The 21,627-nt window shown below is 67.1% G+C and carries 22 protein-coding genes and 1 tRNA gene; 16 read left to right on the forward strand and 7 right to left on the reverse strand.

Annotated features, from left to right (window positions below):
- Positions 1-48: 48 nt before the first annotated feature.
- Complete coding sequence (gene tcdA, locus FLQ03_RS18685) at positions 49-831, reverse strand: tRNA cyclic N6-threonylcarbamoyladenosine(37) synthase TcdA (RefSeq protein ID WP_144373758.1); 783 nt, start codon at positions 829-831, stop codon at positions 49-51.
- 152 nt (positions 832-983) lie between these two features.
- Between tcdA and FLQ03_RS18690 the strand changes: the two genes are divergently transcribed.
- The 5 genes from FLQ03_RS18690 (at position 984) to FLQ03_RS18710 (ending at position 4,622) form a co-directional block, all read left to right on the forward strand.
- A complete protein-coding gene (locus FLQ03_RS18690; RefSeq protein WP_144373759.1) occupies positions 984-1,592 on the forward strand; it encodes a methyl-accepting chemotaxis protein in 609 nt (202 codons plus the stop codon).
- Positions 1,589-2,341 carry an oxygen-binding di-iron domain-containing protein gene (locus FLQ03_RS18695; protein ID WP_144373760.1) on the forward strand — a complete coding sequence of 251 codons (753 nt, stop codon included), beginning with the start codon at positions 1,589-1,591 and terminating at the stop codon, positions 2,339-2,341. The genes FLQ03_RS18690 and FLQ03_RS18695 overlap by 4 nt, the downstream gene beginning before the upstream one ends.
- A 120-nt stretch (positions 2,342-2,461) precedes the next feature.
- Entirely contained in the window at positions 2,462-2,692 is a 231-nt protein-coding gene (locus FLQ03_RS18700) for a hypothetical protein (protein WP_240802320.1), read from the forward strand.
- 143 nt (positions 2,693-2,835) lie between these two features.
- Positions 2,836-3,867: a low-specificity L-threonine aldolase gene (ltaE, locus tag FLQ03_RS18705; protein ID WP_144373761.1), complete on the forward strand. Its 1,032-nt coding sequence runs from the start codon at positions 2,836-2,838 to the stop codon at positions 3,865-3,867.
- Positions 3,864-4,622 carry a sulfite exporter TauE/SafE family protein gene (locus FLQ03_RS18710; RefSeq protein ID WP_144373762.1) on the forward strand — a complete coding sequence of 253 codons (759 nt, stop codon included), beginning with the start codon at positions 3,864-3,866 and terminating at the stop codon, positions 4,620-4,622. Before ltaE ends, FLQ03_RS18710 begins: the two co-directional genes overlap by 4 nt.
- A 6-nt stretch (positions 4,623-4,628) precedes the next feature.
- Here the strand turns inward: FLQ03_RS18710 and rtcR are convergent, their stop codons facing one another.
- Positions 4,629-6,233, reverse strand: a complete 1,605-nt coding sequence (gene rtcR / locus FLQ03_RS18715; RefSeq protein ID WP_144373763.1) for an RNA repair transcriptional activator RtcR — start codon at positions 6,231-6,233, stop codon at positions 4,629-4,631.
- Between the two features lie 338 nt (positions 6,234-6,571).
- Between rtcR and FLQ03_RS18720 the strand changes: the two genes are divergently transcribed.
- The 3 genes from FLQ03_RS18720 (at position 6,572) to FLQ03_RS18730 (ending at position 9,234) form a co-directional block, all read left to right on the forward strand.
- A tRNA-OTHER gene (locus FLQ03_RS18720) sits at positions 6,572-6,637 on the forward strand.
- A gap of 215 nt (positions 6,638-6,852) precedes the next feature.
- Positions 6,853-7,998, forward strand: a complete 1,146-nt coding sequence (locus tag FLQ03_RS18725; protein WP_144373764.1) for a slipin family protein — start codon at positions 6,853-6,855, stop codon at positions 7,996-7,998.
- 12 nt (positions 7,999-8,010) lie between these two features.
- Complete coding sequence (locus FLQ03_RS18730; RefSeq protein WP_144373765.1) at positions 8,011-9,234, forward strand: RtcB family protein; 1,224 nt, start codon at positions 8,011-8,013, stop codon at positions 9,232-9,234.
- A 69-nt stretch (positions 9,235-9,303) separates the two neighbouring features.
- Here FLQ03_RS18730 and FLQ03_RS18735 read toward each other — a convergent pair whose 3' ends face one another.
- Complete coding sequence (locus tag FLQ03_RS18735) at positions 9,304-9,993, reverse strand: carboxymuconolactone decarboxylase family protein (RefSeq protein WP_170252476.1); 690 nt, start codon at positions 9,991-9,993, stop codon at positions 9,304-9,306.
- A 10-nt stretch (positions 9,994-10,003) separates the two neighbouring features.
- Complete coding sequence (locus FLQ03_RS18740) at positions 10,004-10,783, reverse strand: SDR family NAD(P)-dependent oxidoreductase (RefSeq protein ID WP_144373766.1); 780 nt, start codon at positions 10,781-10,783, stop codon at positions 10,004-10,006.
- Positions 10,784-10,905: 122 nt separating this feature from the next.
- Here FLQ03_RS18740 and FLQ03_RS18745 point away from each other — a divergent pair, with 122 nt between their 5' ends.
- Positions 10,906-11,805: a LysR family transcriptional regulator gene (locus FLQ03_RS18745; RefSeq protein ID WP_144373767.1), complete on the forward strand. Its 900-nt coding sequence runs from the start codon at positions 10,906-10,908 to the stop codon at positions 11,803-11,805.
- Here the strand turns inward: FLQ03_RS18745 and FLQ03_RS18750 are convergent.
- Positions 11,802-12,290, reverse strand: a complete 489-nt coding sequence (locus FLQ03_RS18750; RefSeq protein WP_170252477.1) for an Ivy family c-type lysozyme inhibitor — start codon at positions 12,288-12,290, stop codon at positions 11,802-11,804. The two genes, FLQ03_RS18745 and FLQ03_RS18750, sit on opposite strands and share 4 nt — an antisense overlap.
- A 128-nt stretch (positions 12,291-12,418) precedes the next feature.
- Between FLQ03_RS18750 and FLQ03_RS18755 the strand changes: the two genes are divergently transcribed.
- A complete protein-coding gene (locus FLQ03_RS18755; protein ID WP_144373769.1) occupies positions 12,419-14,470 on the forward strand; it encodes a prolyl oligopeptidase family serine peptidase in 2,052 nt (683 codons plus the stop codon).
- A gap of 4 nt (positions 14,471-14,474) precedes the next feature.
- Positions 14,475-14,984 carry a GNAT family N-acetyltransferase gene (locus FLQ03_RS18760; protein WP_144373770.1) on the forward strand — a complete coding sequence of 170 codons (510 nt, stop codon included), beginning with the start codon at positions 14,475-14,477 and terminating at the stop codon, positions 14,982-14,984.
- Between the two features lie 85 nt (positions 14,985-15,069).
- On the opposite strand, the gene FLQ03_RS18765 is transcribed toward FLQ03_RS18760, so the two are convergent.
- Positions 15,070-15,414, reverse strand: coding sequence for a zinc ribbon domain-containing protein YjdM (locus FLQ03_RS18765; RefSeq protein WP_144373771.1), 345 nt, complete (start codon positions 15,412-15,414; stop codon positions 15,070-15,072).
- Positions 15,415-15,533: 119 nt separating this feature from the next.
- The gene (locus FLQ03_RS18770; RefSeq protein WP_206211052.1) at positions 15,534-16,460 is read right to left on the reverse strand and encodes a helix-turn-helix domain-containing protein; all 927 of its coding nucleotides are present in this window, start codon (positions 16,458-16,460) and stop codon (positions 15,534-15,536) included.
- A 110-nt stretch (positions 16,461-16,570) separates the two neighbouring features.
- Here FLQ03_RS18770 and FLQ03_RS18775 point away from each other — a divergent pair, with 110 nt between their 5' ends.
- The 5 genes from FLQ03_RS18775 (at position 16,571) to FLQ03_RS18795 (ending at position 21,455) form a co-directional block, all read left to right on the forward strand.
- The gene (locus FLQ03_RS18775) at positions 16,571-17,260 is read left to right on the forward strand and encodes an ABC transporter ATP-binding protein (RefSeq protein WP_144373772.1); all 690 of its coding nucleotides are present in this window, start codon (positions 16,571-16,573) and stop codon (positions 17,258-17,260) included.
- On the forward strand, positions 17,257-18,660 hold the full coding sequence (locus FLQ03_RS18780; protein WP_144373773.1) for an ABC transporter permease: 1,404 nt from the start codon (positions 17,257-17,259) through the stop codon (positions 18,658-18,660). The genes FLQ03_RS18775 and FLQ03_RS18780 overlap by 4 nt, the downstream gene beginning before the upstream one ends.
- A 9-nt stretch (positions 18,661-18,669) precedes the next feature.
- Positions 18,670-19,437 (forward strand): outer membrane lipoprotein-sorting protein, encoded by a 768-nt coding sequence (locus FLQ03_RS18785; protein ID WP_144373774.1) that lies wholly within the window; start codon positions 18,670-18,672, stop codon positions 19,435-19,437.
- Positions 19,434-20,666 (forward strand): hypothetical protein, encoded by a 1,233-nt coding sequence (locus FLQ03_RS18790; protein ID WP_144373775.1) that lies wholly within the window; start codon positions 19,434-19,436, stop codon positions 20,664-20,666. Before FLQ03_RS18785 ends, FLQ03_RS18790 begins: the two co-directional genes overlap by 4 nt.
- Positions 20,667-20,759: 93 nt before the next feature.
- Entirely contained in the window at positions 20,760-21,455 is a 696-nt protein-coding gene (locus tag FLQ03_RS18795) for a ParB-like protein (protein ID WP_206211053.1), read from the forward strand.
- Positions 21,456-21,627: the final 172 nt, after the last annotated feature.

Consider the following 21,627-nt stretch of genomic DNA (forward strand, 5'->3'; position numbering starts at 1 on the left):
GCAAAAAAGCCACCTCGCAAGGTGGCTTTTTCGCTTATAAACCGGCGCTCAACGCTTGCGGCGCTTGCCGGCGGCCAGGTCAGACAACACGCGCGAGGCGGCAAACAAGCCGAAACTAGCGGTCACCACCACGCTGGCGCCAAAACCGGCGCACGACAAACCCTGCGGCCCGCGCGCCTCGGCCGTGTCGCAGGCCTGCGCCTGCGGGTACACCAGCGGCTCGGTAGAGTACACGCAGGTCACCCCCAGCTTGCGGCCCGGCTCGCGGCTGAAACCGTGGTGGCGGCGCAACTGGTAACGCAGCTTGGACAGCAGCGGGTCTTCGGTGACGGCGCCCAGGTCGGCAATGGCAATACGGGTGGGGTCCATCTGGCCACCGGCACCGCCAGACACGATAAACGGCTGGCGCTGGCGCACGCACCACGCCGCCATCGCCGTCTTCACGCGCAGGCTGTCGATGCAATCGACGATGTAATCGAAACCCTGGCCCAGCATGGCGTCCAGGTTGTCTTCGGTAACGAAGTCTTCCACCTCGGTCACCACGCAAGCCGGGTTGATGGCGCGCACGCGTTCGGCCAGCGCTGTTACCTTGGCCATGCCGTACAGCGGGTCTAGCGCCGGCAACTGGCGGTTGGTATTGGATTCGGCAATATTGTCGAGGTCGATCAGCGTCAGCCGGCCCACGCCGCTGCGCGCCAGCGCCTCCACCACCCAGGAGCCTACCCCGCCCACGCCCACCACACATACGTTGGCCGCAGCAAAGGTTTGCAGCGCGGCGTCGCCGTACAGGCGGGCGATACCGCCAAAGCGGCGATCCAGATCGGCTTCCATGCCAGACTCCCGTCAAAAAAACGGCCAAGCATAACCAAGCTGCGCCCGGCGCACCAGCGCGTTACCACTTGTTAGTAAAACTAAAAGAACTGGGGCATCGCAGCACGCGCTTTGCTAAACTCTTTGCATGGCCACCGGCGAAGGAGCAGGCGTTGAGCACCCGGGCAATACAAAAGAATTCCTCCAGCGAACTGGCCGGCTTCGTGCGGCTGAACGAAGGCATCAAGGGGGTGGTGCTGATCGCGTTCCAGATCAACATCATGGCGCTGAACGCCATCCTGCTGGCGCACCGTGCCGGCGAGGTGGCGCTGGGCTTTGGCGTCATCTCCAAGGAGCTACGCAGCCTGTCGGTCGAGCTGACCGGGCTGATGCAGGAGCTATCCAAGGACGCCTACCTGGCGGTGAACCTGATCTCCGACCTGCTGCGCCAGGAACGCCGCTACCGCCTACTGAAGAAGGCCACCGACCTGGTAGATAACCCGTCGCCGGCATTGCGCGACGTGATGACGCGACGCGAAGCCGAGTTCGAGCAAGTGAGCCTGCGCGTACGCGACGTGCGCCTACGCCTGCTGGACCGGCTGGAAGACGCGCGCAAGCTGTGCCAGTTCGGCACCGCCATTTCCCGCTCGGCCAAGATCGAAGCCGCCTACGGCCGCGAATACGGCCGCGCGCTGGCCGAGGTCAGCCAGGAATTCGACCAGAAAATCCAGAACATCCTGCCCTCGATCGAGGCGCTGTGCACAGGAATGCAAAGACGATGAAAACGGCCCAGACCATTTTCCAGGACGGCAGCCACCGTTGGGTAGTGATTGCCCGCGACCCGTCCAAACCCGACTGCGTCATCGATACCAACGAATACCTGATCAGCCGCGAAGGCGAAAACCTGCTGACCGACCCGGGCGGCAGCGAGATCTTTCCGGCCGTATTCGCCGCGCTGTCCACCATCATCGACCCGATGTCGGTACGCTACCTGTTTGCCTCGCACCAGGACCCGGACATCATCTCGTCGCTGGGCCTGTGGCTGGAATGCAACCCCGAAATCCGCTGCTACGTCAGCCGGTTGTGGAGCAGCTTCATCCCGCACTTTGGCGGCGACGAGCACTCGCTGACCGCCATTCCCGACGAGGGCATGAGCATGCCACTGGGCAGCGGCCATATCGAATACGTGCCGGCGCACTTCCTGCATTCGTCCGGCAACTTCCACCTGTACGACCCGGACGCGCGCATCCTGTTCAGCGGCGATGTCGGTGCCGCCTTGCTGCCACCGGAAGACGATGTCCTGTTCGTGCGCGACTTCGACAAGCACATCCGCCACGCCGAAGGCTTCCACCGCCGCTGGATGGGCTCCACCGAAGCCAAGCTGGACTGGTGCGAGCGCGCCAGCCGCATGAAGATCGACATGCTGTGCCCGCAACACGGCAGCATCTACCAGGGCGACGACGTGATGCGCTTCATCAACTGGTTTGCCGAGCTGCCCATCGGCCTCAGCACCTTCCGCCACCGCCGCTAGGCCAGGTGCCCATCGCGGGCGGGTGCCGGCAAATGCAACTTGCAATAAATCCGGCACATTCCTAAGTTGAAGAACCTCCGCTGCCAGCGGAGGTTCTTGTCTTTTACGGGAGACCGCCTGATGAAGTCACCGCGCTTTGATATCGATCTGGACAAGCACTACAAGGCCACCGTGGTCATAGAGTGCCAGGCCTGCGGCCACGAAAACCACCAGCACCTGTCCAGCCTGCAACCCGACTCCGCCCTGGCCTGCACCTGCGGCCACGACATCAGCCTGGGAGCGCAGGGCCTGCAAAGCGCCCTGGACAAGGCCGCCGCCATCAAGGCGGCCTACCACATCAACGCAGCCTGAACACTGTTTTGCCAAAATCCCCTTCATGCAGCCGGCCTGCGGCTGGCACAATCGGGTAACCCCCGGTCCATTCCAACGGCAACCTCCGGGTTGCCGTTGTGCATTGCGCCGCCCCACCGTTCCCCTTGTGCCCAGGAGCCAGCATGTCCACCGTCATCGATCTGCGCAGCGACACCGTTACCCACCCCACCCCGGCCATGCGCCAGGCCATGGCCAACGCCGTGGTCGGCGACGACGTCTACGGTGACGACCCCACGGTACACGAGCTGGAAACGTTGGCCGCACGCCTGCTGGGCAAGGAAGCCGCGCTGTTCGTACCCAGCGGCAACTTCGGCAACCAGCTGGCGCTGTTTACCCACTGCCAGCGTGGCGACGAAGTGATTCTGGGCGACGACTGCCACATCGTGTGGCACGAAACCGGCGGCGCCGCCGTCATTGCCGGCGTACAGCTGCGCACCATCGCCAGCGATAACGGCGTACTGCCCGCCGCCGAGGTGAAAAAACGCATCCGTGACGGCGAAGACATCCACTGGCCGCGCACCGGCCTGATCTGCCTGGAAAACGCGCACAGCAACGGCCGCGTCATTCCGCTGGCCGACATGGCGGCGGTGTGGGACGTAGCACAACAGCACGGTGTACCGGTGCACCTGGACGGCGCCCGCGTGTTCAACGCCGCCGTGCACCTGGGCTGCGACGTCAGCGACATCACCCGCTACAGCGATACCGTGATGTGCTGCCTGTCCAAAGGCCTGGCCGCGCCGGTAGGCTCCATTCTGGCCGGCCCGGCCACCTTCATCGCCCGCGCCCGCAAAAACCGCAAGCTGCTGGGCGGCGGCCTGCGCCAGGCCGGCGTACTGGCCGCCCCCGGCCTGCTGGCGCTCACCGAGATGGTGGCACGCCTGCCGGAAGACCACGCCAACGCCCGCTACCTGGCCGCACAGCTGGCCGCCCTGCCCGGCGTGGAAGTGAACCTGGACAACGTGCACATCAACATGGTGTGGTTCCGCCTGCCCGCCGCGCTGGATAGCAACCGCCTGATGGCGGCACTGGCCGCGGCCAACATCAAGGCCAACGGGCCGGAACACGGCCTGATGCGGCTGGTGACGCACTGGCAAGTTGGCCGCAGCGAGCTGGACCGCGTCGTCGCCGTATTCGCCAGCGTGCTGGCCGCATGACGCTCACCGTCGCACTGGCGCTGTTTGCCGCCGCCTTCGCCGCCGGCGGCCTCAACGCCGTGGCCGGTGGCGGCACGCTGATTACCTTCCCCGCGCTGGTAGCGGCCGGTGTGCCGCCCATCGTGGCCAACGCCACCAGCTCGGTATCGCAATGGCCCGGCTACGTGGCCAGCAGCCTCACCTTCCGCCGCGAACTCGCCGGTCAGCGCGCCATGGCGGGCATGAGCGTCGCCAGCGTGCTGGGCGGCCTGGCGGGAGGTTGGCTGGTGACGGTGGTGTCGCCCCGGCTGTTCGACGTGCTGATCCCGTGGCTGATCCTGCTGGCCACCGCCATGTTTGCCTTCAGCGCCACGCTCACGCGCTGGATGAGCCAGCACGCGGCCAACGTGGGCCGCAGTACCGGCGCGCTGCTGCTAGGGCAGTTCGTGGTCAGCATTTACGGCGGCTTTTTCGGCGGCGGCATGGGCATCATGATGCTGGCGCTGTACAGCCTGTTTGCGCTGGATACCCTCACCCGCATGAACGCGCTGAAAACCTGGCTATCGGTGCTGATCTCGGGCGTAGCGGTGCTCACCTTCATCGTGGCCGGCCTGGTGGACTGGCCCGCCGCGCTGGTAATGCTGGCCGGCACCATCTGCGGCGGCGTCGCCGGCGCCCGCCTCGCCCGCCGGCTGCCGGCGCTGTGGCTGAAGCGGGTGGTGGTGGCGCTGGGCAGCGTGCTGACCGCCGCGTTTTTCTGGAAGGTGTACGGCTAGCGCCGCTTACGGCGACAGCACCGCCTTCACACCGGCCCAATCCAGCCCGAAACGCGCCAGATACTTGCGCAGGCGGTCGGCGTCGTTGGCCGTGCTGCGCGCCTGGCGCGACACCGCGAACAGGCAGCGGCCCGCTTCGGACAAACTGTCGGCGTCGCGGCACGCTGCCAGTACCGCCTCCAACTGGGCCTGATCGAACAGGTCGAGCTGCGCGTCCGGCAAGACCTGCTGCCATAAGGCCGGCGCCAGCGCCGCCCCGTTGGCCACCGGCGCTTGCCAGCCATCGCGCAAGCGCGCCATTTCCTCGGTTACCTCGGCCAGGCCGATATTACCGTCGTCGGCCAGCGTCGCCATGCGGGTTACCGACGCCGACAGCTCGCGAAAATTACCCTGCCAGCTGGCCTCGGCCGACGTGGCAAAGGCCAGGTATGCCTCGCGGGCCTCGCGGCTGAAACGCACCCGCTCGCCGCTTTCGCTGGCGTGGCGCAGCAGCTCGAACTCCAGGTTGGGCGCAATGTCCTCGCGCCGGGCGGCCAAGCCCGGCAAGGTAAAGCGCCACAGGTTGATGCGGGCGTACAGGTCTTCGCGAAAGCGCCCGGCCGCCACCCATTGCTGTAGGTCTCGCACCGTACCGCACACCAGCTGGAAACTGCTGCTGACTTCGCGGTCGCTGCCGTAGGGGAAGAAGCGCTTTTCCTCGATGGCTTTCAACAGCATGGCCTGTTCGTCCAAGCCCAGCTCGCCGATTTCGTCCAGAAACAGCATGCCGCCATCGGCGCGTTTGAGCAGGCCCTCGCGCGCTTGCAAGGCGCCGGTAAACGCGCCCTTCACATGGCCGAACAGGGCCGACATCGCCCCGTCCCCGCGCAAGGTGGCGCAGTTCACCTCTACCAGTGGCCCGCTCAACTGATGGCGTGCCTTTTTCAGCTGATACAGGCGGCGCGCCAGAAAGCTCTTGCCGGCGCCGGTCGGCCCGCACAGCAACACCGGCGCACCGGAACGGGTAGCCACCCGTTCGATCTGGCCGATCATGCGGTTGAAGGCCTCGTTACGGGTGGCGATCCCGCTCTTCAGCAAGGCCAGCGTATCGTCGCGCTGGCGGGCAAAACGCTGCGCAATCTGGTCGTAGCGCGACAAATCGAGGTCGATCACCTTGACCGTCCCCGTGTAGCCGTCGTCGGCACGGCCGATACTGCTTTGCAGCAGCCGCCCCGGGATATGGCGCGACTCGGCCAGCAAAAACCAGCAAATCTGCGCCACGTGGGTACCGGTGGTGATGTGCAACAGGTAGTCCTCGTGCTCGCTGTCGAACGGGTAGGCGGCGGCAAAGTCGTGCAGCGCGGCGTACACCTCTTCGAAATCCCATGGGTCACGCAGGTTGCAGGTTTCCAGCACCACCTCGGTATCGGGCGAGACACGGCGGATGTCGTCGGCAGTCAGTTGCGCCAGCTTCAGACTGTGGTTGTCGTGCAGTAAATGCAACCGGTGCAGCTGCCATTGCGGCTGGCGGCAAATGCCGACGCTGGGCCGCCATTTCTTCCAGCGCGCTTCGCCAAAACCGCCTTTGTCCAGCACCGTACCCAGAAACCCGATGGCAACCTGCTTGCGCATGACAACTATCCCAAAAGATAAATTTACTAGCCAAAAGTATCATATTTCCAATGGCATGCTTGGCAAAATTGTCGACAGCAGCCTTAAGAATAAAAATAAAAACATTCAAAAACAGCCACTTGCAAGATTTTTTCAGCTTTAGCACCCCGCTGGCACGCTATTGGCAATAGTCAACACACTGCCCAACGCAGCACGGTGCCCACGGGAGGCGGTTGCTAGCCGCCCCGGTGCCCGGTACCAGGCCCGCCTGTCGTAGCCGGGTATGCCGCCCCTTGTTGCACGGCAGTACGGCGATGGCAGTGGTTGCCACGCCGGGTTCGACTCCCGGCATCGCCTCCTCGGTAGCTCATTTGGTAGAGCAACAGCCTGTTCGCTGTGTGTAGCGGGTTCGATTCCCGTCCGAAACGCCCTCTCAAGGCGAGTGTGTCAATGCAGTAGCCGAGCCGGTGCGGCCAACCCGCCGCCACACCGCTAGCCAGCCCGCGACCCGTTGCCGCAGCAACATCCGGGGGCAGCCACCGCGTAGTCAGCGGCGCTGCCCACCCACGATGCCCCTGCCGCACCCCGTCGCCCGCCCGCTAGCGGTGTGCCCCCGGCTCACCCGAACAAGGAGCCCAAGATGCTAAAGAAACTGCTGGTCAAGAAAAACGAGCGCGGCCTGCTGCTGCGCGAAGGCGACTTCGAATGCCTGCTGCCGCCAGGCCGCCACTACCGCTTCGACCCCTTCGGGCAGCTGACCCTGGAAACCATCAGCCTGCAGCAGGCGCGCTTCGAGCACCCGCTGGCCGACTACCTGCGCCAGCATGCACCCGAGGTGGTAGCCGCCCACTTTCACGAGGTGTCGCTGGGCGACGACGAAGCGGCGCTGCGCTACGAACGCGAGCAGCTGGTAGAGATCCTGCCCCCCGGCCATAACGGCCTGTACTGGCAGGACCGGGTGCCGATGCACGTCGAACGCGTCAACCTGCGTGACGCCGCGGCCCTGCCCGCCGCTTTGCAGGCACGCCTGACGCAAACCCTGCTACGCGGCCGCCAGATTGCCGGCCTGAACGCGGTGCTGAATGCGCAAGTACCGGCCGGCTTTGTCGGCCTGCTACGCAGCGAAGGCGACGCGCTGCGGCTGTTGGCGCCGGGCCGCTACTGCTACTGGCGCTTCAACCGTGACATTGCGGTAGAGCTGGTCGATACCCGCTTGCAGGCACTGGAAGTCAGCGGCCAGGAAATCCTGACCCGCGACAAGGTCAGCCTGCGGCTGAACCTGAACGCCAACTGGCAGTTCCACGACGTGCTGCAAGCCTTCAGCCAGCTGCCCAAACCGGCCGAGCACCTGTACCGCGAGCTGCAACTGCTGCTGCGCGCCGCCGTGGGTACCCGCACGCTGGATGAACTGCTGGAAAACAAGCAGCTGCTGGACCAGGAGCTGCTGCACAAGGCACGCACCCGGCTGGCCGTGTTCGGCATCGACCTGCAAGCGCTGGGGGTGAAAGACATCATCCTGCCCGGCGACATGAAGGCCTTGCTGGCCAAGGTGGTAGAAGCCGAAAAAGCGGCGCAGGCCAACGTCATCCGCCGCCGCGAGGAAACCGGCGCCACCCGCTCGCTGCTGAACACCGCCAAAGTGATGGAAGACAACCCCACCGCGCTGCGACTGAAAGAGCTGGAAACGCTGGAACGCCTGGCAGAGCGCATCGACAAGATTTCGGTGGTAGGCGGCCTGGATCAATTGCTGAACGGTTTGGTCACCCTGCGGCCAACCTCACCCTGACACGGAAACAATATGGATACCCGACAAGACTACGAACTGCTGCAACAGGACGGTGGCAGCCCGATCAAGATGTGGACCCGCGGTGTGCCGGTAGAAGACAGCGCGCGCCAGCAGCTGCTGCAAACGGCACAGCTGCCCTTCATCTTCAAGCACCTGGCGGTCATGCCCGACGTTCACCTGGGCAAAGGCTCCACCATCGGCAGCGTCATCCCCACCCAAGGCGCCATCATTCCGGCGGCAGTCGGCGTGGATATCGGCTGCGGCATGATGGCCGCCCGTACCACGCTGACAGCCAGCGACCTGCCGGACAACCTGGCCGGCCTGCGCAGCGCCATCGAAGCGGCGGTACCGCACGGCCGCACCAGCGGCCCGCGCGACCAGGGCAGCTGGCACCAGCCCCCGGCCAGCGTAGACGCGGCCTGGGCCAAGCTGGCACCGGCCTTTACCGCGCTGACGCAGAAATACCCGCGGCTGAAGAACACCAACAACTACAAGCACCTGGGCACGCTGGGTACCGGTAACCACTTCATTGAAGTGTGCCTGGACGAAGCCGAACGGGTGTGGGTGATGCTGCACTCCGGCTCACGCGGCGTCGGTAACGCCATCGGCAACCTGTTCATCGAACTGGCACAGGCCGACATGCGCCAACACATGGCCAACCTGCCCAGCCGCGACCTGGCCTACTTCGAAGAAGGCAGCCAGCACTTTGACGATTACGTCGCCGCCGTGGGCTGGGCGCAGGACTACGCCCGGCAGAACCGCATGGTGATGATGGAACACGTGGTGGCCGCCATGCGCCGCGTCATCAGCAAACCGTTTGCTGCCGACGTGGAAGCCGTGAACTGCCACCACAACTACGTGCAGCAGGAAACCCACTTCGGCCACCAGGTACTGGTCACGCGCAAGGGCGCGGTGGCGGCGCACAAAGGGCAGCTGGGCATCATCCCCGGCTCGATGGGGGCCAAAAGCTTCATCGTGCGCGGCCTGGGCAACGAGGAAGCGTTCTGTTCCTGCAGCCACGGCGCCGGCCGCCGCATGAGCCGCAGCGAAGCCAAACGCCGCTTTACCGTGGCCGACCAGATCGGCGCCACGGCACACGTGGAATGCCGCAAGGACGCCGCCGTCATCGACGAGATCCCGATGGCCTACAAAGACATCGACGCCGTGATGCTGGCGCAGCAAAAACTGGTGGAAGTGGTACACACCTTGCGCCAGGTGGTGTGCGTGAAAGGCTGAACACCACGGCGCCAGCCATCGCGTCCCGCTGCTGACACGGCGGCCAAGCCCTCAAGCTTGGCCGCCGCCTCACGCCGCGTCGCGTTCGGAAAACACCTCTTTCGCCGCCAGTACCGCGTTGATGGCCGCCGGGAAGCCGGCGTACACCGCCATCTGCGTCAGCACCGCAATCACCTCGTCGCGGCTGCAGCCTACGTTCAGCGCACCGTGCAGATGCACCTTCAGCTGCGGCGTGGCGTAGCCCAGCGCGGCCAGCGCCGCGATGGTGGCGATTTCGCGCTCTTTCAGCGTCAGCACGTCGTCCTGGTATACCTCGCCAAACGGAAAGGCAATGGTGTACGCGGCCAAGGCCGGGGCCACGCCTTGCAGTGCGTCGATGACGCGCTGGCCGGCCTCGCCATCCACTTGCGCCAGCCGCGCCAGGCCCCGCGCGTAGCGGGTGGCACCGTCATCCGGCTGCGCGGGTGCCTGCGGTGGCAGCGTGGCCAGCGGCCAGTGCTGCTGCAGCCGGGTAAGGCCGCGCGCCTGGTAGGCCACGGTATGCGCGGCGGCGTGATGGGCGGCAAAGGCGTCGGCGTCGCGGAAGCTTTCCAGCAGCCAGAAGCCGGCGGCGTCATCGGTTTGTTGCAGTAGCTCGAAGCGCAGGCAGCCGGGCTCGCGCCGGGTGTGCCAGCACAGCTGTTGCAAGGCCTGGCGTGCCTCGTCGACGGCCACGTCATCGCACAGGCCCAGGCGGGCGATCAGGGTATACGGGGTCATGGCGGGCTCCTCAAGCAACGGTGTAACCGCCGTCCAGCACCAGGTCGTGGCCGCTGGCAAAGCTGGCCGCAGCGGACAGCAAGAACATCACCGCGGCGGCAATTTCGTGCGACTGGCCGTCGCGGCCGGCCGGGGTGGTGGCGGTAAATGCCTCACGGCTGGCAGCATCGCCAAAACCCTGTGCCGACATGCGGCTGGCCACCACGCCGGGGCTGACACTGTTGATGCGGATACCCTGGCCGTAGTACTCCAGCGCGGCGGTGCGGGTGAGGCCCAGCAGCGCGTGCTTGCTCACCACGTACGGGCTGATGCCGCCAAAGCCCACCTGGCCGGCAATCGACACATTGTTGACGATGGCGCCGCCACCGCTGGCCAGCAGCGCCGCGATCTGGTGGCGCATGGCCCAGAACACGCTGCGTACATTGCTGTCCAGGCTCATCTGCAGCGCGTGGTCGTCCTGCAGGTGCAGCGGCGCAGGCGGGCACAACCAGCCGGCGTTGTTGAAGGCGCCGTCCAGGCGGCCAAAGTGGCGCACGGCCGCGTCTACCGAGGCGGCGATATCGGCTTCGCGCAGCACGTCGGTACGGTGAAACAGGGCGCGGCCGCCGGCGGCTTCGATATCGCGCGCCACGAGCGCAGCCTGTTCGGCGTCGCGTGCGGCCAACAGCACGTTGGCGCCGGCGGCGCCCAGCGCACGGGCGGTAGCGGCGCCAATGCCGGAAGCCGCACCGCTCAGCCAGAAGGTTTTACCCGCCAGTGTGCTGGCGACGGGGGAAGTGGGGGTGGTCATCGTGCATTCCCTTGCAAACAGGGCCCAACCGGGGTGGCTGTAGCCATGCTGACAGCGTAAGGCCGGCGATTACCCGCTACAATCCAGGCTATCTTTCTTGCTTTACTGAGCAATATTCACCAATGACACCACCGCTGAACGAGCTGTACGCCTTTGCCTGCGTGGCACGCCACCGCAGTTTTCGCGCTGCGGCGCAAGAGCTGGGCGTCAGCGCGTCGGCGCTCAGCCACAGCCTGCGCCAACTGGAAGCGCGGCTGCAGGTGCGCTTGCTACACCGCACCACGCGCAGCGTCACCGCCACCGAAGCCGGTGAAGCGCTGCTGGCGCGGCTGGGGCCGGCGCTGGGCCAGATTGGCGATGCGCTGGAAGCGGTCAACGACTATCGTGCCCAGCCGCAGGGCCTGCTGCGGCTGAACGTGCCGCGCACCGCGGCCTACCTGCTGCTGATGCCGCTGCTGCCGGGCTTTCTGCAGCGCTACCCCGGCATCCAGCTGGACGTGGTATGCGATGACACACTGGTGGACATCGTCAGCGCCGGTTTCGACGCCGGCATGCGCTTTGGCGAAACGCTGGCTGCCGACATGGTGGCGGTGCCGGTAGGGCCGCCGATGCGCTTTGCCGTCATCGCCAGCCCTGGCTACCTGGCGCAGCACGGCACGCCGCAGCACCCGGCGGAGCTGGCGCGGCACGCCGGCATCCGCCACCGTTTCGGCAACGGGCCGCTGTACGCGTGGGAGCTGGCCAAAGACGGCGAGGCGCTGACGGTGCAGCCGCAAGGGCAGCTGACGCTGGGGGAACAACCGCTGATGGTGGAAGCCGCCGCCGCCGGGTTGGGCATTGCGCTGGTTTTTGAAGGCTACGCCGCGGCGGCGCTGGCCGACGGCCGGGTCACGCGCATTCTGGCCGACTGGTGCCCGGCTATGCCGGGGCTGTACCTGTACTACCCCAGCGGCCGCCACCTGCCACAGGCCATGCGCTTGTGGATCGACTACCTGAAGGCCGCGCTGGCGGCCAACACTTAAGGTAACACCAGCGGCAGCGGGGTGCTGTCGGTGAGCTTGCCGGCCAGCGGCGAGGCGGGGTCGTTTTCGTTCTGCAGCAGTGCCTTTTGCGCCGCCGACGGCCGGCCCAGCCACAGCTGGCTGCCGTCTTCGCGGGTGTAGCGCGCCACCAGTTGCTGACGGCGCGGCTGGTACAACACCAGCAGCTGGTGCGGGCAGTTGTGCGGCTGGCACACGCTGCCGCGCAGGTACAGCTCGCGCCCTTGCTGGATAGGCAGCAGCGGCGTCATCACGCCACGCGCCACCCAGTCCGGCGCCTTGCCGCCGCTACCGCGAAACGCCGCGTACACCGCGGTGCGGAAGCCACGGTCGCCGGCCAACACGTCGCCAAAATAGGCACAGGCCGCCTGCGTCTTGCAGGTGGCCGCCTGGGTAGCCGTCACCGGCTTGGCCCACAGCGGGGTAGTAGCAAACAGCGCAGCAAGCAGCAGGATGACGCGACGCATGGCAGCCTCCATCGAAAGGGGTACCCCTTCATTATGCCAGCAGCCTGCCCGGCTGCCTTCCCTGCGTGCGCAAACTGCCGCACAATCCGCCCATTGCTGCCTTGCGGCCAACTTTCTGCCCCGCCCCGATGACCCCACACACCGATGATTTTGCCTGGCTGGAAAGCCTGGACGACGCCGCCGCCCTGGACTGGGTAGCCGCCCAGAACGCCGCCACCCGTGCACGGCTGGACACCGACCCGCGCTTTGCCGATTTGCAAGCCAGCATTCTGGCCAACCTGCGCGACACGCGGCAGATTCCGTTCTTTGCCGAGCACGACGGCTGGCTGTACAACTTCCATCAGGACGACGCCCACCCGCGCGGCATCTACCGCCGCACCACGCTGGACAGCTACCGCGCCAACGCCCAAGACTGGCAGACGGTGATCGACATCGACCAGCTGGCCGCCGACGAAGACGTGGACTGGTACCTGGACGGCGTGTCGCACTACACGCTGCAGCCCACGCGCGTGCTGCTCAGCCTTACCCCCGGCGGCAGCGACGCCACCGTCAGCCGCGAGTACGACCTGAACGCCGGCGCCTTCGTGGCCGGCGGCTTTGCCTTCCCCTACGGCAAGAACCACATCGCCTGGCGCGACCTGGACAGCGTGTTCGTGTGCCCGGCCTGGGACAACAGCCAGCTCACCCGCGCCGGCTACCCGCGCGAAGTATGGCTGCTGCAACGCGGCCAAAGCTGGGCCGACGCGCAGCCGCTGCTGCAGCTGGACGAAGACGCGATGATGGTGGCCGCGTGGCGCTTTCTGGACGCGGCCAACCCGCTGGCCGCCGGCGCCATTACCGCGTTCGACATCATCGAAGCGTCGGACAGCTTTTACAGCAAAACCTATTACCTGCTGAGTGGTGATAGCCTGATCGCGCTGCCGTTGCCGCCGCGCGCCGAAATCGAGGCCTACAGCCACGGCGACCTGATCGTCAAACTGGCGGAAGACTGGCACTTTGCCGGCCAGCATTACACCGCCGGCAGCCTGCTGGCGGTGGCCTGCGCCGCCGACAGCGGCCAGGTTGGCCGCATCCAGCCGCTACTGCTGCCTGGCGCCCGCCAGTCGGTAGAAATGGTGGAAGCCACGCTGGACCTGCTGGCCATCATCGTCATCGACAACGTCAAAAGCCGGCTCGATACGCTGCGCTGGGCCGACGGCCACTGGCAGCCGCACACCAACCCGCTGCCACAAGGCGGCGTGATCGAGTTTGCCGACCAGCCATGGCACAGCAACCTGCTGTACTACAGCTACAGCGACTTCCTCACCCCCGCCGGCCTGTACCGGCTGGACCTGCTGGCGGGCGGCCAGCCCGAGGTGCTGCGCCAGCAGCCAGCCGCGTTTGACGCCAGCGGCTACGTCGCCACCCAGTACCACGCCAGCGCGCCGGACGGCACTGCCATCCCCTACTTTGTGGTGCACCGCGCCGGGCTGGCGCAGGACGGCAACGCGCCGACGCTGCTGTACGGCTACGGCGGTTTCGAAGTGCCGATGATGCCCTACTACATGGACAACTTCGGCCCGCAATGGCTGGAAAAAGGCGGCGTGTTTGCGGTAGCCAACATCCGCGGCGGCGGCGAGTTCGGCCCGGCCTGGCACCAGGCAGCGCAGGGCGTGAACCGCCAGGTGAGCTTTGACGACTTCATCGCGGTGGCCGAAGACCTGATCGCGCGCGGCATCACCCGCCCGCGCCGGCTGGGCATCGAAGGCGGCAGCAACGGCGGCCTGCTGGTGGGCGCCTGCCTGACGCAGCGCCCTGAGCTGTTTAACGCGGTGGTGTGCGAGGTGCCGCTGCTGGACATGCTGCGCTACACGCAGCTGCTGGCCGGCGCCAGCTGGGTGGACGAATACGGCGACCTGGACGACCCCGCCGAGCGCGCCGCGCTGGCAGCCTACTCGCCCTACCACCACGTGCGTGGCGACGCCGCCTACCCGCTGGCGCTGTTTACCACCAGCAGCAAGGACGACCGCGTACACCCGGCGCACGCGCGCAAGATGGTGGCGCGTATGCAGGCGCTGGGCCACGACGCGCTGCTGTTTGAAACCGAAGGCGGCGGCCACGGCGGCAACACCGGCCAGGCGCAAACCGCCGAGGAGCTGGCGCGAGTGCTGGTTTACCTGTACCGCCAGCTGATGGATTAGGGCCATGACCACAACGAATCCGCAACTGACCCTGCGGCTGGCCGAGCCGTGCGACGCCGCCCGCTGTTACGCCATCGAAATCGGCGCCTACGAAGGCGACGAGGCCGCCACCGCCGAGAAAATCGCGCTGCGCATAGCGCAGTACCCGGCCGGTTTTCTGGTGCTGGAATGCGAGGGCGAGCTGGTCGGCTTCATCAACAGCGGCTGTGCGCACCAGGTGGAAATGGCCGACGAAGCGTTCAAGGAGCTGATCGGCCACGACCCGGCGGCGGCCAACGTGGTGATCATGTCCGTCGTGGTGGACCCGGCCTGCCAGGGCCGCGGCTACGCCGGGCTGCTGATGCGCAGCTTTGTGCAGCGCATGCAGGCGGCCGGCAAGCAGGCCATCCACCTGATGTGCAAGCCGCAGCACGTGGCGCTGTATACGCACCTGGGCTACCGGTACGTGCGGCCGTCGGCCTCGCTGCACGGCGGCATGCAGTGGCACGAGATGGTGATGCCGCTGGGCTGCTAGGCGCTCGCGCTGGCGCAGCAAAGACAAAGCCCGCTGGCAGTGCCAGCGGGCTTTTGCGTCGCGGGGCCGGTTGGCCGCAGCGGTGTCAGGCCTTCTTCACGAACTCCGACTTCAGGCCCATCTGGCCGATGCCGTCGATCTTGCAATCGATGTCGTGGTCGCCGTCTACCAGACGGATGTTCTTCACCTTGGTGCCCACTTTCACCACCAGCGAGCTGCCTTTCACTTTCAGGTCCTTGATCACGGTTACGCTGTCGCCGTCTTGCAGCAGGTTGCCGTTAGCGTCGCGTACCACGCGGGCTTCTTCGGCTTCCACGGCGGCGGCGCCGTCCTTGGACCACTCGTGCGCACACTCCGGGCAAATGTAGAGGCTGCCGTCTTCGTAGGTGAATTCGGACTGACAGGCCGGGCAGTTCGGGAGGGTGCTCATGCGATTCCTTTCGGGTTTGCCTTACAGGCAAAAGGGGCATTATCCCCTGTCGGGGCACCGCTTCGCAAATCGCGGCGCCACCACCACAGCGGCCAACCCTGGCGTCATGGCGGGCCGGCTCAGTCCGCGCGCAGGTGCAGCTCGCTCAGCCCCCACAGCCGGTATACCCAGAAGCCTTCGTCTTCCGCCAGGCGGCGGCGCAGCTCGGCCGGGGTAAAGCCGGTAACGCGCCGCGTTTGCCGGCACAGGTGCGACTGGTCGGCGTAGCCGGTCAGGTCGGCCAGCTCGCCCCAGTTGACGACGCCGTCGCGCTCGGCGGCCACGCCTTCCAGAAACGCGCGTTCGGCGCGGCCCATGCCATTGAGTTCGCGCAGCGACTGGCCGGTCCAGGTCTTGATGCGACGCTCCACCTGCCGCACGCTGCGCCCCAGGCCGGAGTTGGCCGCCCGCAGCGCCAGGTGCTGCACCCAGTCGCTGTTGAGGCGGCTGACCAGGCTTTGCGGCGGCCGTAGCTGCGCCCAGCGCGGCGTCAGGAACGCCTCGATCAGCGCGATGCGGGCGTCGTCGTCTGGCGCGGCCACCACGGCACGGTTCAGCTGCTGCCAGTCGTCGTCCAGCACGTGGCGGCCGTCGGCAAAGCGGTTCAGCAGGTCGCCGGCTGGCAGGCCGGTAAGCGCCAGCAAGGCGTCCGGCGGCAACAGCAGCATCAGGCCGTGCACCTCGCCGGACGACCAGCAACAGCTGGGGCGGGTAAACGGGCCGCCGATGCAGAAGTCGGGCAAGCGCTCGCGCCGGCTGCCCTCTGCTGGCGGCAGGCTGGCGTGCACGAAGTGACAGTCACCGTGCAGAAACCAGGTGATGCTGCACAGCGGCGACGCCGGGAAATAGGTGTAGCGCTGCGCCGCCGGCAGCGTAATGCCCCGGCTGTCGCGTGCCACCACCGCGCGCACGGCGGCGGCCAGCCCGGCGCGGGGCAGCCACATTTCATTGCGCGCCGCCGACAGCGGGCTGCCGGCAGGAAGCGGGGGCTGGTCTATCTTGAACATGACGGAATTATAAAAGCGTGGCCGCATTACCGCATGTCGCAATCCTTCAATACACGCGCCGGCCGCCGCGCTAGCATGCCGTGCATTGCGGCCAACCTTGTGGAGCCTTCATGCCTACCGTGCACCTGGTCGATGTGTGCAAGACCTACCATCTGGATAGCGTGGCCGTGCCGGCACTGGCCGGCATCAGCGCCGCCATCCAGCCCGACTGCTTTACCGTGCTGGCCGGCCCGTCCGGCAGCGGCAAGACCACGCTGCTGAACCTGATCGGCGGCCTGGACCGCGCCGACAGCGGCCGCATCGAGATCGCCGGCCAGGCGCTGGACGCGCTGGACGACGATGCGCTGTCGGATTTTCGTGCCCGCCACATCGGCTTCGTGTTCCAGCATTTCAACCTGCTGCCGGTACTGAGCGCCTACGAGAACGTGGAGTACCCGCTGATTCTGGCCGGCGTCGACCCTGCCGCCCGCCGCCAGCGTGTACGCGACATGTTGGCCGCCGTCGGCCTGGCCGATCGCATGCACAACCGCCCCGGCCAGCTGTCCGGCGGCCAACGGCAGCGGGTGGCCATCGCCCGTGCGCTGGTGGGGCAGCCGGCGCTGGTGCTGGCCGACGAACCCACGGCCAATCTGGACAGCCACACCGGCGCCGAGATCATCGCGCTGATGCGCCGCCTGCAGCGCGAACACGCGGTGTCGTTTGTGTTTTCCTCGCACGACGCGCAGATCATCGCCGCCGCCGACGCGCTGATTCCGCTGCGCGACGGCCGGCTGCAGCCCGCCACGGAGGGCCAGCCATGAGCACCCTGCTACTGGCGCTGCGCAACCTGCTGCGCAACCGCCGCCGCTCGCTGGCCACCCTGCTCACCATGGTGGTGGGGCTCACCGCCATCCTGCTGTTTGGCGGCTACCGCTCCAATATCCAGTACGGCGCGCTCACCGGCTTCGTGCAGTACACCGGCCACCTGCAGATCCAGCGCCAGGGGTATTTCGAAGAAGGCAGCGACAACCCATCGGCTTACGGCATTCGCCACTACGACGCGCTGATGGCCGCGCTGCGGCGCGACCCGCAGCTGGGGCCGCTGCTGAACGAAGTCACCCCCGCGCTGCAGCTGGGCGGCATTGCCGGGCGCTTTGCGGCCAACGTGTCGCGCTCGGTACTGGTTAACGGCGTGGACGCCGCCGCCCGCAACCGCATGCTGCGCTGGAACGAGTACCACGTGGTGAGCTACGCCCAGCCGCTGGCGCTGGAAGGCCGCCCCGCCGACAGCGTGGTGGTGGGCCAGGGCGTGGCGCGCAAACTGCGGCTGTGCGGGCTGCTGCCGGCCGACATGCCGTGCACACCGTTGGCCGCAGCCGGCCAGCCGCACGCCGGCAGCGGCGACACCCCGCCCGACCTGGCCGCGCTGGCGCAGCAGGACGCCGCCCCGGCGGCCATCCGCCACGATGCGGCCAACCGTATCGAGCTGTTGGCCGCCAGCCAGCGCGGCGCGCCCAATGTGGCCGCGCTGCAGGTGGTGAAGGCCAGCAATATGGGCATCAAGGCGCTGGACGACCTGTACATGGCGATGCACCTGCAGCAGGCGCAGGCCCTGGTATACGGCCGCGACACACCGCAGGTGACCGCCATCCTGCTGCAACTGCACCACACCGCCGACCTCGACACCGCCCGCGCCCGGCTGCACACTCTGCTGGCGCAACACGGCGCCGGCCAGGACCTGACCGTGCTGGACTTCCGCCAGCTGAACCCGATGTACGAACAGACCAACCAGTTCATGGACTCCATGTTCGGCTTTATCGCCATGCTGATCGGCGTCATCGTGCTGTTTACGCTGGGCAATACCATGAGCAGCGCGGTGGTGGAGCGCACCAGCGAGATCGGCACCCTGCGCGCGCTGGGCCTGCGCCGCGCCGGCATCCGCCGCCTGTTCCTGTGCGAGGCGCTGCTGCTGGGGCTGGCCGGCGTGGTGCTGGGCGTACTGGCGGCGCTGGCGGTGGCGGCGCTGATCAACCACAGCGGCTGGCGCTGGACGCCGCCCGGCTACGCCTATGCCTACCTGATCCTGGTGCGCGTGGGGCAGGACATCCCGCTGCTGCTGGGCAGCGTGGGCGGCATGCTGGGCGTAACGCTGCTGTCGGCCTGGTGGCCGGCGCGCCGCGCCGCCCGCCAGCAGATTGTCGACGCGCTGCGTCACAGCTGAGGACACCCGATGAAACCGCTACTCATCCTGCTTCTGGCGCTGTGCCTGGCGCACACCGCCCGCGCCGCACCCGATGCCCAGGCCATCCTGGCCGCCAGCGACGCCGTGCGTAACCCCGGCTTTGCCTTCAGCCTCAGCAATACGCTGACCGAATACCGCAAGGGTAAGCAAAGCGACAGCAGCACGCTGGTGGTGTACTCGCGCGCCAGCGCCAGCGACGGCCAGTTCCGCAGTCTGGTGCGCTACCAGGCGCCGGCACGCGACGTGGGCAAGCTCATCCTCTACAACGGCCGTGACCTGTGGTTTTACGACCCGGCCAGCAAGGCCAGCGTGCGGCTGTCGCCGCAGCAGCGGCTGCTGGGCCAGGCGTCCAACGGCGACGTGGTCACCACCAACTTTGCCCGCGATTACCGTGCCACCCAGGCGCTGGCAGAAGACACGCTGGACGGCGACCGCCAGCCACGCGCCAGCTACAAGCTGCTGCTGGAGGCCAGCGGCGACGGCGCCAACTATCCGCGCATCGAGATGTGGGTGAGCCAGGACGGCGCCCGGCCGATCAAGGCGCGCTTTTACGCCGACAGCGGCAAGCTGCTGAAAACCGCCTACTACCGCCGCTACCAGCGCTGGCTGGGGGTGGAACGCCCCACCGAAACGGTGATCATCGACGGCCTGGAGCCGGACTGGATTACCGTGATGCGCTATAGCGACTGGGTAAAACGCGAGGTGCCGGAAGCCTGGCTACAACGCGACTACCTGCCGCGCTTCCAGCCGGAATGAGCCGCCTGCCCGCCACCTTGCTGGCGCTGGCCACCCTGCCGGCGCTGGCACAAACACCCGCCACCAACGCGCTGCCCGACCCGGACGCCGCCGCGCTGGCGCTGGCCGACGCCACGCCGGAGGCCGCCTCGCCACCCGCCCACGACGGCCTGCGCTTTATCGAGCTGGCGCACGAGCACAGCCAGTGGCAGCTGCCCGCTTACCACGCCGACAGCCAGCGGCTGTCGCTAGCGTGGCGCGGCCAACGTACCGCCGGCGACGGCCTGCTGCTGGCCTGGGCGGCGCGTCAAGACTGGCGCCAGCCCGCTAATGGCCAGGCCGGCAGCGTGCTGACTGTCAGCGACGCCTACGCCGCCTGGCAGCCGGACAGCACCCGCCAGCTGGCGCTGGGCCGCATCAACGTGCGCTACGGCGTGGCCACCGGCTTCAACCCCACCGACTTCCTGCGCGACAGCGCGGTGCGCAGCGTGATTTCCGCCGACCCCGCCAGCCAGCGCGACAACCGCCAGGGCACGGTAATACTGCGCGCCCAGCAATGGTGGGACGGCGGCGCGGCCAACCTGCTGCTGGCGCCGGCGCTGGAGCACGCACCGGCCAGCCCCACGCTGCAGCCGGACGCCAACGCCACCAACCAGCGCCAGCGCTGGCTGGCCAGCGTCAGCCAGCCGGGTTGGCCGCTGTCGCCGCAATGGCTGCTGTACCACGCCGCCGGCAACGGCAGCCGGCTGGGGCTGAACCTCAGCAGCGTGCTGGGCCAGGCCACGGTACTGTACGGCGAATGGGCCGGCGGCCGGCACCGCAGCCAGGGCTGGCGCAACCAGCTGGCCAGCGGCGTGCAATACACGCTGCCCGGCAAGCTGACGCTGGGGCTGGAATGGCAATACGACGGTAGCGCGCTGGACGAGGCGCAATGGGCGGCGCTGGCGCGGCAACCGGCCGCCTACCTCGCCTACCGCCTGCAGCAACAGCAGCGCGGCAACCTGCCCAGCCGCCGGCAATGGCTGCTGCAAGCGCGCTGGCAGGACGTGCAGCCACGGCTGGACCTGGCCCTGCTGCAGCACCGCGACCAGGCCGACGGCAGCACGCGGCTATGGCTGGAAGCGCGCTGGCGCGGCGACCGCGCCGACTACGCCGTGCAATGGCTGCAACAGCAAGGCACGCCCGGCAGCCAGTACGGCGCACTGCCGCAGCAACGCAGCGTACAGGCGCTGTGGCGCGCGTTCTTTTAGCCCAGGCCTCCCTGCTGGCGACGCGCCGCACTTATCATATCGATGAAATGAACCAGGCCGGCACCGCGCCGGCTACCTGACGAGGGAGCCACCATGTCCCGCCTGTTTGCCCCTTTGCTACTGGCACTGGCCATCAGCCAGTCTGCCCTCGCTGCCCCTTGCCAACCCGATACCCCCGTCGGCAGTTGGTGCGACACCACGCTGGCCGCGCTGCACCCCACCCAGGGCGGCATAGGCCAGCTGCAGGTAGACGACGAAGCCGCCAGCCTGCGGCAGCTGTCCGCCGACAAGCTGGCCGCACACATCCGCAAAAAGGCCATCCCGGTGGTGATCGGCCCCGGCGGCCAACTGTATCTGGTAGACCGCCACCACTTTGCCAGTGCGCTGCTGCGCGTGGGCGTGACCCAGGCGCCAGTGCAGGTGATCGGCAAGCTGCCGCAAGCCGATGGCTTCTGGGCTCAGATGCAGGCACGGCACTGGGCCTGGCTGTATAACCAGCAAGGCCAGCCGCTGGCGCCGGCGCAACTGCCCGCCACGCTCAGCGCACTGCCCGACTACCCGTACCGCAGCCTGGCCGGCTGGCTACAAGACGACGGCTACTTCAGCAAGAAAGACGATGTGTATTTTGTAGAATTTGCCTGGGCCAGCTGGCTGGGCAACAAGATGGGCTGGGCCGACGTCACAGCCGCCACGCTACCGGCACGGCTGGCGCAAGCGCAACAGCTAGCCTGCAGCCCCCAGGCCAGCACCCTGCCCGGCTACCCTGGCAAGGCGTGCAAGAAGTGGTAAGGAGAGGATGCCCAAAGTGGGATCAACGTAATGTGGCGAGCACGGCATGTGGGGTGAACGTCGACTACATCAAAAACACAAAAATGACATTGATCTTTGAATCGCCCTCACTTTCCTAGATACCTCGTGAGCCTCACACTAGGCCCTACAAGGAGGTGTCATGAGCAAGCCG

The sequence above is a fragment of the Vogesella urethralis genome, from assembly GCF_007644045.2.
Classification (GTDB): Bacteria; Pseudomonadota; Gammaproteobacteria; order Burkholderiales; family Chromobacteriaceae; genus Vogesella; species Vogesella urethralis.